The following is a 12,219-nucleotide window of genomic DNA, read 5'->3' as shown; positions in this document are numbered from 1 at the left end:
TATCCGGTGTCGATATGTGGTAATTTAGTGTTCACAAATTTTCACTTGAAAACTTGTATAACCAATTAATAACCACAAAACTATTTTTCATGAAAAGAACATCTATTCACTGCTTCTTTCTCATTCTGTTTACCTTTTCCGTCAGTCTGCTGAACGCTCAGTCGGCAGTTCTGGCCACAGGAACAAATGCATTGGGAGGCAACGGCTCGGTTTCTTACAGCGTAGGTCAAACGGCCTACCAGTACAAAGGACCCAATTCTCAGGTGTTGGAAGGCGTACAACAAGCCTACGAAATCACCACACTTTCTACGAATGAAACCGTAACAGCACAGGAAGGTATTTTACTTTATCCGAATCCTACCAGAGATTATCTGTACATAGATTTTACCTCAGCTCCCTATAAAGGATCGGAATACCAATTGTTTGACGCTCAAGGGAAAATGATAAAAAAAGACGTGATCTCACAGTCAAAATCTGAGCTTGATCTGTCCTCTCTTCCTTCAGCAGTCTATATTATCAGGCTCAACCAGAACGGGGAAAACCTAAAAACATTTAAAGTCATAAAAAAATAACGCCATGAAAAAAATATTACTCTCCCTGGGGATCATGCTGGGCCTATTTATGGGTCATGCGCAGGCTCCGGAAAAAATGAGCTACCAGGCCGTCATGAGAAACGGCTCCGGACAGCTGCTAACCAATCAGGCCATTGCTGTAAAAGTAAGTGTTCTCCAGGGCTCTCCTGCCGGAACACTGGTCTATTCTGAAAGACTGACCGGAAATACAAATGCCAACGGGCTTATCAGCATGGAAATAGGAACAGGAACTGTACTGTCAGGAACTTTTGCTGCCATAGACTGGCCGGTTGGAAGCTATTATTTAAAAACTGAAACTGACCCTGCGGGCGGTACCAATTACACGATAGCAGGAACAAGCCAGCTACTCAGTGTTCCTTACGCCATGTATGCCAAATCTGCGGGAGGAACGGGAGGAAACTTCACCATTCCCTACACCAATACCGTCAATAATGCCTCTACGCTGTTCTCACTGATCAATGATGGTGACGGAACTTCTGTGGAAGGAGTCAACAATACCACCACCTCCAGCATCGCTTCGGTAAGAGGAATTGTCAACAGCGTATCACCCGGAGGATTTTCCAGCGGTGTCCGCGGGATCAATAACGGAACCGGAGGATTAGGGGTCGGTGTCTGGGGAAGCCAGAACGGAAGCGGATGGGGCGTTTACGGGGTTACTCCCAACGGTCTCGGAGTGTACGGAAATTCATCAGCAAATGGAACCGGGGTATATGCCAACAGTAATACAGGAACAGGTCTTACCGCAACCAGTAACAATGGGGTTGCAGCAAGTATGTCCATTTTCAATAATGCCAACAATAATAGTGTACTTAATGCCAATACGGTTGGAAACGGAACGGTCATTAATGTTTCCTCTTCCGGAAACGGGGCCGGGGTTATCAGCTCGACAGGCAGCGGTTTTGCGGTTCATGGTATCACCTCTGCGCAGACTTCTGCAGGTATTATAGGAGACAATAACGGAGCCGGTGAAGCAGTAGTAGGAAGAACAACCAGTGATATAGCCGGAGCGGTAGTAGGAAGAAATGATGGCGGAGGTTATGGGGTGAGAGGCTTTGTTGCTACGAATGCAACCGGAACAGGTGTCGGGGTTTTAGGACAGGTAGGATTAAACAACAGTAAAGGCCGTGCAGGACGTTTTGAAAACTTTAATGCAACCAATGAAATCAACAATGTATTTGAGGTAGAAACCAACGGTAACGGAAATATTCCGGATAATACCCAGGGTAACGCTGCTTCTTTCTTAGTGGATAATACAAACAGTGTCGGCGCTGCAGTAAGAGGTGAAGTGAATACCATATTCGGAAACTTCGGAGCTGCAGGTATTTTTGGAATTTCGTCCGGAACAGGAGGACGGGCAGGTTTATTTTACGCATCAAACCCTGCCGGAAACGGAGCTTCATTAATTGCTTTAACTGATGGAAACGGAAATGCCATCACTGCCAATGCAGGAAAAGACGGAAACGGTGTTGAAACCAATGTGGATGGTGCGGGAAATGCCATTTATGCGTGGGTTCCAACCTTTTCCGAAGGACGTGCAGGAAGATTCGAAATTTTTAATGAAGATAATGAGAACGATGTAATTTCTGTGAAAACTGTCGGGAATGGTACTGCAGGTAACTTTATGGTCAACCGTACTACAGGTACTTCTCCGGCAGTAAAAGGGGAAGTGAATTCCATGTTTGCCAACTTCGGTACTGCGGGTATTTATGGGCTGTCATCAGGAACAGGAGGATATGCAGGTCTGTTTTATTCTTCCAATGCCAGTGGTAACGGTCCGGCTTTACTTGCGCTTACAGACGGAAACGGAAATGGTATCACAGCCAATGCCGGTGGTACCGGTGATGGTGTGGAAGCATCATGTGATGGAAACGGAAATGCCATTTCAGGCTTTATCCCGAATTTCGGTACAGGTAAAGCGGGAAGATTCGCCAACTTCAATAATGCCAACGGGCAGCCGGTGGTTCATGTAACGACGACTGGTACCGGATCTACCCTGCTTGTCAACCATCAGGGCCCATCAGGAAATATTTCGGTCTATCAGAGTGCCTCAGTCAATGTAGCCCGTATCAATAAAGCGGGAAGAGGTTTCTTCAATGGCGGAACTCAAAACAGTGGTGCCGACGTAGCGGAAGTATTTGATGTGGAAGGAAATTCTTCGGAATATGAGCCTGGTGATATTTTAATCATCTCCACAGATTCCGACCGTACGGTAGAGAAATCATCCAAGCCTTATTCTACCCTTGTAGCAGGAGTTTACGCTACAAAACCCGGCGTTCTTTTAACGGAAGAAAATATTGATGCTGATCTATCAGGAAAGGTTCCGATGGGTGTCATTGGTGTCATTCCTACAAAAGTTTGTCTGGAAGGCGGAAAGATTAAAAGAGGGGATCTTCTGGTTACCTCATCGAAACCGGGAACTGCCATGAGAGCAAATCCTAGAAAAGTAAAAATCGGACAGGTGATCGGAAAGGCTCTTCAGGATTATGATCAGAATTCCACCGGTAAAATTAAAGTATTGGTCAACATTAAATAAACTATCATGAAATCACTATATACCATCGCATTTTTAGTACTGAGTGTATCTATTTATGCCCAGGAAAACAGGAAAGCCCAGGAATCTGAAGATCAGGCCCAGGTCGTGAAGCAGCTCAGAGAACAGGAAGCCCAACTGGCAAAAACAGCCCAGGAGAACGCTCCCAAAAAGCAGAATGTAACCACTCTGGCTTCAGAACAGGGACTTGAGGTGAAAAAACAGCAAACCAAAGCCCCCGCATCCAATTCAAATAATAACTCAGGGAAACTGCTGCCCAATACTGCTACTTTAGCTGAAATAAAAGCGTCTATTCCCAACAGACAGGCAGCATCCCGTACAGCATCGCATTCTAGGAACACAAATAGCAATGTCACAGGCCTGCCCAATACGGCAACCCTGCAGGAAATAAAGAAAACAATCCCAAAAAACTGATAACGCAACCAGATTTCAAGCAGAAAGTCCGCTCAGTGCGGACTTTTTTCTTTTTTAGGATAATATTTTTATTGTTCTTATTGAGTCCTTCAAACCTTATAGGTTTTAAAAACCTATAAGGTTTAGCGCTTTGTAATAGATTTAATTCAAAATAGCTTCTTAATCCCAGTCAGCAGCAACAAATTTCATAGAATTCCCGCTGTCATCAGACAATGTGAGAAAATGCCCTTGTATGGAATAACTGGTCATTTTATCAAACTTTTGACCGAATTCTGTTTCCAGCTCCATATTCTGACAAGCTTTCAAGGTACTTCCGACTCCGGAAATCTGCACTTTCCCGCCTTTTTTAAACTCGGAAGTAAAGAACATATTATTGCAGCCCATGTGGGCACTCCCTTTAATTTTGCCTTTATCTATTACCCCTGTCAGGTTGATCTCAGCCTTATTTTTAATCAGTTCTTCTTTGGAGAAATTCCCGAAAGCTACGAGCATCCACTGTCTTTGAAGCGCCGGATTTTTTTCCGGAACAGATGAACATCCGGCAATGGTTCCTAAAAGTAAAATTGCAAAAAATGCTACAAGTATTTTTTTCATGTGAATTATCCACCCATTTTCATACCATTCCGGGACAGAATATCGTAAAAATTAGTAAATTAGCGACACAAAAATTATTTTATAAAATGAAAAGACTATTTCTACTGTTCACTTTCTTATTGGGCTTTGCTCAGATGAGGGCGGATGAGGGGATGTGGCTGTTAATGCTCATCAAAAGACTTAACGGGGTCGATATGCAAAAAGAAGGACTGCATCTGACACCTGAAGAAATTTATTCGGTAAACAATTCAAGCTTAAAAGATGCTATTGTAAGCTTCGGAGGCTTCTGTACCGGGGAAATTGTTTCTGATAAAGGACTTATTTTCACAAACCACCACTGTGGTTACGGTGCTGTAGCTGCAGCTTCCACTCCGGAAAAAGATTATCTGAAGAACGGATTCTGGGCTATGAAGCAGAAGGATGAATTCAATGCAAAAGATCTTTATGTAAGATTTTTAGTAAGAATGGATGATGCTACGCAGAGAATCAATTCCAAGCTAAACAACAATATGACCGGAGCAGAGAGAAAAGCAGTTATTGATGCTGAAACAAAAGCCATCCAGACTGAAAACTCTGAAAACGGAAAATATACTGTAGTGGTAAGAGATTTCTTCAACGGAAATGAATTCTACTATTTCGTATACCAGGATTACAAAGACATCAGATTGGTAGGGGCACCTCCTTCATCATTGGGTAAATTCGGTGGTGATACGGATAACTGGGAATGGCCGAGACATACTGCTGACTTCACGGTATTCAGAGTATATGGAGATGCAGCAGGAAATCCTGCAGAATATGCTCCAGGAAACGTTCCATTGAAGCCTAAGCACTTCCTTCCTGTTTCCCTTAAAGGAATCAAGCCTGGAGATTTCTCTATGATCTTAGGATACCCGGGAAGAACGAACCGTTACCTTACATCGTACGGAATCCAGCAGATGGTAGGTAAAGACTATCCGGCTTGGGTAGAAGCTTCGAAACTGGCTATGGATGTTATGAAGAAGTATATGGACAAGGATAAAGCCACTCAGCTTAACTATGCGTCTCAATATGCTTCTGTAGCCAACTACTGGAAAAACAGACAGGGAACTATTGATGCGGTTGAGAAAAACGGAACAATCACTGACAAGCAGAAGATTGAAGATACATACAGAAAATGGTCTGCAATGCCAGGAAATACTGAATACGACGGTATTTTAGAAGACATTGGCGCTTACTACAAGCAGGTTTCTGAGAGAAATGTTGAAAGAAACTATGCTTCACAGTTCTCAAGAAATGCAAAATATGTAACTCTTGCCCTACAAGTTGGATCTGTTCTTAAAGCGTATGCTGCTCAGGATATGCAGGGAAGATTGGCGATGAAAGCTAAAACAGAAGCGGCGATCAAAGCGGCTTATGAAAACTTCAATCCATCTCTGGAAGGGGAAATGCTGGCTTCTATGGCTGGTCTTTACCAATCAAGAGTGACCAATAAGGATGTTGCATCTGCTACTATTTTAGGATTAGATTCTAAAACTCTTTCTAACGTAGCTTATTCTTCAATTTTCGCCAACAAAACTTCTGCTACGAATTTCTTACTGAATCCTGATCCATTAAAACTGGATGCGGATGCACTTTGGAAAATCGCCAACGGAATTGTTGCTGATCAAAAAATGAGCATGGAAAGATATGCTAAAGTTGATGATAACTTCAACAAAAACAACCGTCTTTTCCTTGCAGGATTAATGAAAGCTATGCCTGAGAAAAAATTCTACCCGGATGCTAACTCTACGATGAGATTAACTTACGGAACTGTAGATAAACTTCCTGTGAGAACAGACAGAAACTACTTCGGTGTTACGGATAACTATTATACTGATATGACTGGTCTTGTAGGAAAATACAAGAAAGGTGATGAGGAATTTGATCTTCCACAAAGAGTGATCGACCTTTATAACCTTAAAGATTTCGGTCAGTATGCTGATGCTGCAGGATATATGCCTGTAAACTTCCTTTCGAACAATGATATTACGGGTGGTAACTCCGGTTCTCCTGTAATTGACGGGGACGGAAACCTTATCGGTATTGCATTCGATGGAAACAGCGAGGCATTAAGCGGTGATATCGTATTTGAGCAGGAGTGGCAGAAAACGATCAACGTAGATGTACGTTTCGTTCTTTGGACTATTGACAAATATGCAGGGGCAAGAAGACTGATCGACGAATTGAAGCTTGTAAGAGGAGAAAACACTCCTGCTGATACAAAGACTAAAAATTCGGGGACTACTGAATTGCCTAAGAAAACCAAAAAGAAAAAATAATCTTCTCTGATATATTTTTGAAAACCGTGAATTTGCATTCACGGTTTTTTTATTTTTGAGTATTCAATCATTACTATGAACAAAGGAATAGAATTCACCGGAATTATAAAGCAGAACGGTGACATGAATGCGGCTTTTGTAGAATTTCCGTTTTCTACAGAAGAGCTGTTCAATAAAAAAGGCCAGGTGAAAATTAAAGCTACATTTGATCAAAAAGTGGAATACCGCGGAAGCCTTGCTAAAATGAAGTCCGCCTGTCATATTTTGGGCCTTACACAGGAGGTGCGGAAACAACTTGGGAAAAACTTCGGTGATGAGGTTTTTGTTTCTCTTATTGAGGACAAAGAAGAAAGAACGGTTGAAATTGCAGAAGATGTTGCATTGGTTTTTAATGAAAATCCCGAGGCGAAAAAACTTTTTGAAGCCATGAGCTATACCCACAGAAAGGAATATATCCGCTGGATAGAGGAAGCCAAGAAATCTGAAACCAGAGAGAACAGAAAGATTAAGATGATAGAAATGATCCTGAACGGAAAAAAGGGAATTTAGATAATCTCTAAATCCCCTTAGGCAATAAATTTTTTCTGATCAATGTGTTTTTACTGTATCGGTACCGCTGAAATAATATTTTCGCCCCAGGTGGATCCGCCTAAACGATCCAGATAAACTGAAGGATTTGGGCTTCCGATTACTTCTGCAGTACCAACAATCAGCCAATAGGTTTTAGCCGTTTGAGACTGATTATTGATAACAACCTGTCCATTGGCAATATTATATTTTAAAGCATTGGCAGGAACAGGTCCCTGTAACATTCCGCTCACCTTATCGGCCGTACCTATAATATCAGGGCTTTTGCTTGCCGTAAGCTGCGAATCTGAAAAAGTTGATCTGAACCAGATATAATCATCCGCATCCAAAACAGCATTTTGATTGTTTACGGCTAAAAGATTCACCGTAACAAGCCATTTTCCCGGTGGAAGTGTGATGCTGGACCCTGTTTGGCTATAGAAGAAGTCAGATACAAAATGAAGATTGTATCCGGCTCCCATTGTTCCTACCACAAGTTCCAGGCTTTGCCTTTTCCATGAACCTACTCCATTCTCATCAGAAGTAAGAACCTTGCTCTTTCCCTGCTGACCGTCCGTGATTTTAATGCCTGCAACAGGAGACGCAGGAGTACCAGATGTGGATATGTCCAGTTTTACAGATGGAGACAGTGTTCCTACTCCTACATTTCCCGTTTTGGTTACAACGAAGTCGTCGGCCATCTGGTCAGCAGAAGGAATTCCAGACTGAGAATTGTTTTTGTTGCCATCTACATGGAAGGTTCCTTGTGGATTGGGAGTACTGATCCCTACTTGTGCTAATGTAGTCGTGCTGATAAAAAATAAATAAAATCCAAAGTGTTTTAAAAGTGTCATGTGTGTCTTTTTATTTTTGTTGTTTAAAAAATCGGGACAAAAATAGGCCGACATTTAGAAGCAGGCAATGAACAAATGTTAATAAATTTGTCTTCTGATTCTGCTCAGCGCCTGTGGAGTTATTCCCAGGTAAGAAGCAATATATTTTTGTGGAATCTCCTGAATCAATGCAGGGTTTTCCTTTACCAGATTTTCATACCTTTCTTTTGCAGAGAACCTCAGGAATGTATATAATCTGTGGGATCTTTCAAGAAACAGCCTTTCATGGGCAATTCTTCCAATACGGTCTGCTGTTCCCGTTTTTGCATAAATATCCTGAAGATCTTCATAAGTAAATCTGTAAAGAACGATATCCGACAAGGCTTCTATCCCGTAAAGCGAAGGAGTTCTGGTTAAAAAAGATTCATCTGCGGCAAAAAACTTTTTTTCGAACATAAAATCATACGTGATATCATTGTCTTTGTCTTCTCCTGTAGGAATAAAAAACCTCAGCATTCCTTTAGATAAAAACGAAAGTACATTTTCCTGTTCTCCCGGCGCAAGGAGAATATCTTTTTTCTTAAACCTCTTTTCGACCATTTTTGAGGCTATAATTTCCCAATCAGCTTCTGTGATTTCGAAATTGGCTTTCAGATATTCATAGGCTTCTTCCATATAGTATTGGTGTGGTATAAAATTAAAAAGTATTCATCAATTTCATGCCAATTAATTTCATTTTCATAAATAAACCGCTTACAAAGTATTAAAATAAAACTGCCCGTAGCTTTTGCCTTGGGCAGTCTTAAAATATTTTCAATTCAATGATATCAAGTAGATTATTGAAGTAAAAAAAGGAGCTTGAATGTTCAAACTCCTTCAATGATTTATACTTTCAATTCTGCCTTAAGATATTGTGGTGTACCTCCATTCGTAATGGTAATTTGCCCATTATCATGAACAACTGTAACGCCCAGGTCGTTTACAACCTGTTTAAAATATCCTTTATTAATATTCGTGCTGATATTCCTCTGCCATAAAAACATAGCAAACTGCCCGGAATCGTTTTGAAGCATTAAAGTTCCTAAGGTGCTTCCAAAACCAAAAGGCTCAATTGGAATTGCATTAGCTTCGCTGGCATTAAAGTATTTTTTCTGAAGTAAATTTACAGATCCATTCAGATAAGCTTCTGTCTTTTGACCATTAGTCTGCCAGGTATGCGTCATATAATTGGCTGTTGTAACAGCATCAATTGCAGTCGCGGCAAGCTGATGATCTCCATCTTCAAAAAATCTGGCATGAAAAGCCTGTGGGGTAAAGATAACCGGCACATTCCATTCCGGGGAAGCATTTGCTCTTCCTCCATCATACTCACCTATGTATTCGGAAGCCTGTGTTACCGGTATTCCCACCTGAAGGGAAGGAGAATATCTCCATGCGTTACCACTGTAGTTGATATTTCTTTGGGTAGAATCACCGTTTCCACTCAAATTAAGAGCATGCAATGTTCCGATATAATTTCCGGTGATGGAAATACCGGCTACATTATCTAATTTAATCGCCTGCATAGCTCCGGTATAAAATAAATTTCCGGCAATATTAATCCCCGCTACATTTTCATATCTTGCACTTAAACTGAGTTTAATATACGTATCTACTTTGTTTTCATTATGCCCTTCGAAGTAGTTTCCGGTAATATTAATCCCGAAACTTCTGTCTATTAGCAGACGTCCTGAAGCATCCTCAAAACTACATCCTGAAATATTTCCGCCGGTAGTTGTATTAATAATTTCTGATGGAATTCCGCCGCCATGTATTTTCACGTTTGTAACGTTGAAAGCATTTGTTGCTTTATAAAACTTAAATGCCTGATGCGTTCCATGAAAATAAATAGCGTTTAATTTCGTGAAGTAGCATTCTTCCAAATCAAATCCAAGTTTCATTCCGTCAAATCGACAATCTGTAACTCTTAAATAATGGCTTTCTTTTGCTTTAAGAAATGTCTGAGCCTCCGGAACATTACTTGTCAGGAAGTTTTTAATGTGAATGTTATTAGCTTTATAAATATCTTTTGTATTGTCAATATTAAATAAAAGAACATCCGTCTCATGGGTACTTGAGATAAAGCAATTTTTACCATCAATAATAAGATCGCCACGCTGAATATTAATGGTTGAATTTATTAAAACTTTCTCCAGTCCGTAAAATGCAACTTCATTTACCTTCTTATTGTCTTTAATATCTGAAAACACCTGATTCAAAGTGGCACTTTCATCAGTACCATCTCCTTTTATCCCCCACCATCTTACATCTGCCACTTCGAATATTCTTTCATATTTATATGTTCCAATATTCTTAGTTAATACATTATTTACTGTGCTATCTGCAACACCTGTTTTTCTCCACGAATATTCCAATCCGGTAAATTCGTCTGTCAATAAAATAATTTCGTCTGTTGTATTCATATTTTGATTTTTGATTTCAGATAGGATAAAAAGTATTGATGGCCAGTTTCCTACTTATCTATCTATACTGCAAATATCACCCGCCACAACGACAAAACCCGACGTATTATAATTTATTGCTAATATAAAAACTGCCCAAAGCTAAGCTAAGGGCAGTTTAAAAAAAGTATTTCTTTTTAGTTACTTTGTAAATACAGATGTAGATGGTGTAGTGGTCGTCGTTGGAGACGGGTTGGTAGTCGTCGTAGTTCCTGTACTTACTCCACACGCACTGGCACATGCCGAAACGGATGTATATTCTCCTTTATACACGCTGCCGCAGTAGCATGCAAATCCACCATTTACAGATCTCATGTTTTCTCTTGTTAATTTTTTTAGATTTTTCATATGTAGTTATTAATTCTGTGATCCCTACTCTGTAAGCTTTTCGGGTAACGCTTTATTTCTCTAAATGTAGAAATAATTTATTACATAATAAAATTACAGCCTGATTTTTAATCACTTACCAATCATTATATAAAAAATGTAAAAATAGATTTAATAAAATTCCAGACAAAAAACAAATTAACTGATTTTCAATCAGTTAAAATAAAATGAATAAATTCCTGTCAGGATTTACCAACCTTCCCGACAGTAGTTATGTAACAAATAATAATAACAAAAATTTTATTTATGAAAAAAACAGTATTCAAAACAGCGTCACTGGCATTAGGAATTGCAGCTGCTTTTATCCTTACTTCTTGCAGTGACGATGATGATATGATGATGGGAAGCAGTTCTGTCCAAAGAACCATTACCTTTGAAAATGTAACTGCAGCAAAAGATTTTGTTCAAAGCGGAAGTTTTCAGGGGACAGGAAATCCAGTGATTTTACCGGGGCAGTCGGTTTCCATTACATTCAGTGCAGGAAAAGCACAATCGCTGATGTTCGCAACCATGTATGGCGCCTCTAAAGACTGGTTTTTTGCCTCTAAGCAACCCGGAATTAAGCTTTTTGACAATAATGGAAATGCCATCACGGGAGATGTTTCTTCAGAGGTTTTATTGTGGGACAACGGAACAAAAAACAATACTACCGGGCTGCCGGAAAGCAACCTTATTGCTCCCGTTCCGAATGTGAATGCTTCCCAGCTGATGAAACTGAATCTTTCCTATAATGAGGTGTCTTCAGAATTTACTTTAACCATCAGCAATAATTCCGGAGGAACAGCCAACGAAACTCCATTTTCGCCAGGAGTATGGGCTGTTTCAAATTATAACGGAATGCAGCTTCTGAACAGCACTCCTTTTTTCACAGCAAATACTTTGTCAAATCCTGAAATTACAGATATTGCTCAAATGGGAAATATCAATAAAATGGTGACTAAACTTAATGCAAACACAGGGATTATGACGGGGCTCTCCCCTGCTTTGGTTGTTGTTTATAGTGGTGATAAGAATCCTGTATACGAGTTGGGACAAACGGACGCAGGAAAAGGCTTAAAAGAAATTGCTCAGATGGGAAATGTTTCAAAACTTCAGAACAGCCTTAAAACATTACCGAACGTTAAGGGAGTTTATATTGCAGGCAATGCACCTGTAGCTCCGGGAAGCAAGGTTATGACTCAGTTTACAGCTGCACCCGGAGATAAAATAGCTTATGTAACGATGTTTGGTTTTTCCAATGACTGGTTTTATGCTAATGAACAAAGCATTGATGCCAATACAAAAGGCGATCTTACCTCAAAAACCTCACTTTTTGATTCCGGAACGGGTGTGGACCAATATCCCGGAGCAGGAAACAGACAGGCTTTATTCGGAGGCACACCGCAGAGTGAAAATAAAGCTATCGCTAAAGTTGGAAATGTATTCCCGGTTCCTGCAGTACAGAATATTATAAAAGTAACGGTTGATTAGTATCCAGAAAAG

General features: G+C 40.3%; 11 protein-coding genes. 6 read left to right on the top strand and 5 right to left on the bottom strand.

The genetic code is table 11. From position 1 onward, the window contains the following. The first annotated feature begins 89 nt into the window (after positions 1–89). Genes JET18_RS12885 through JET18_RS12875 form a run of 3 tightly spaced genes read left to right on the top strand, consistent with a single transcriptional unit; the run spans position 90 to position 3,558 of the window. Positions 90–572 carry a T9SS type A sorting domain-containing protein gene (locus JET18_RS12885; RefSeq protein WP_202091647.1) on the top strand — a complete coding sequence of 161 codons (483 nt, stop codon included), beginning with the start codon at positions 90–92 and terminating at the stop codon, positions 570–572. A 4-nt stretch (positions 573–576) separates the two neighbouring features. Continuing rightward, entirely contained in the window at positions 577–3,126 is a 2,550-nt protein-coding gene (locus tag JET18_RS12880; protein WP_202091645.1) for a beta strand repeat-containing protein, read from the top strand. 6 nt (positions 3,127–3,132) lie between these two features. Then, on the top strand, positions 3,133–3,558 hold the full coding sequence (locus JET18_RS12875; protein WP_202091642.1) for a hypothetical protein: 426 nt from the start codon (positions 3,133–3,135) through the stop codon (positions 3,556–3,558). 159 nt (positions 3,559–3,717) lie between these two features. On the opposite strand, the gene JET18_RS12870 is transcribed toward JET18_RS12875, so the two are convergent. Beyond that, positions 3,718–4,152 carry an META domain-containing protein gene (locus JET18_RS12870; RefSeq protein ID WP_202091640.1) on the bottom strand — a complete coding sequence of 145 codons (435 nt, stop codon included), beginning with the start codon at positions 4,150–4,152 and terminating at the stop codon, positions 3,718–3,720. 86 nt (positions 4,153–4,238) lie between these two features. Between JET18_RS12870 and JET18_RS12865 the strand changes: the two genes are divergently transcribed. Together JET18_RS12865 and JET18_RS12860 are read left to right on the top strand one after the other, a co-directional pair. Beyond that, entirely contained in the window at positions 4,239–6,449 is a 2,211-nt protein-coding gene (locus JET18_RS12865) for a S46 family peptidase (RefSeq protein WP_202091638.1), read from the top strand. A gap of 75 nt (positions 6,450–6,524) precedes the next feature. After that, a complete protein-coding gene (locus JET18_RS12860) occupies positions 6,525–6,998 on the top strand; it encodes a YdeI/OmpD-associated family protein (protein ID WP_202091636.1) in 474 nt (157 codons plus the stop codon). A 50-nt stretch (positions 6,999–7,048) separates the two neighbouring features. Here the strand turns inward: JET18_RS12860 and JET18_RS12855 are convergent, their stop codons facing one another. From JET18_RS12855 to JET18_RS12840, 4 genes are all read right to left on the bottom strand, one after another. After that, positions 7,049–7,870, bottom strand: a complete 822-nt coding sequence (locus JET18_RS12855) for a hypothetical protein (RefSeq protein ID WP_202091634.1) — start codon at positions 7,868–7,870, stop codon at positions 7,049–7,051. A 78-nt stretch (positions 7,871–7,948) separates the two neighbouring features. Beyond that, complete coding sequence (locus JET18_RS12850) at positions 7,949–8,524, bottom strand: Crp/Fnr family transcriptional regulator (RefSeq protein ID WP_202091632.1); 576 nt, start codon at positions 8,522–8,524, stop codon at positions 7,949–7,951. 209 nt (positions 8,525–8,733) lie between these two features. After that, the gene (locus JET18_RS12845) at positions 8,734–10,311 is read right to left on the bottom strand and encodes a hypothetical protein (RefSeq protein ID WP_202091630.1); all 1,578 of its coding nucleotides are present in this window, start codon (positions 10,309–10,311) and stop codon (positions 8,734–8,736) included. Positions 10,312–10,491: 180 nt separating this feature from the next. Beyond that, positions 10,492–10,698 carry a bacteriocin-like protein gene (locus tag JET18_RS12840; protein WP_202091628.1) on the bottom strand — a complete coding sequence of 69 codons (207 nt, stop codon included), beginning with the start codon at positions 10,696–10,698 and terminating at the stop codon, positions 10,492–10,494. Between the two features lie 285 nt (positions 10,699–10,983). On the opposite strand from JET18_RS12840, the gene JET18_RS12835 reads away from it, so the two are divergent. Further along, a complete protein-coding gene (locus JET18_RS12835; protein ID WP_202091626.1) occupies positions 10,984–12,207 on the top strand; it encodes a spondin domain-containing protein in 1,224 nt (407 codons plus the stop codon). The last annotated feature ends 12 nt before the right edge of the window (positions 12,208–12,219 follow it).

The organism is Chryseobacterium endalhagicum, assembly GCF_016745235.1.
Taxonomy (GTDB): domain Bacteria; phylum Bacteroidota; class Bacteroidia; order Flavobacteriales; family Weeksellaceae; genus Chryseobacterium; species Chryseobacterium endalhagicum.
Note: the sequence above shows the minus strand (reverse complement) of the source record. Positions and strands in the feature narration are given on the sequence as shown.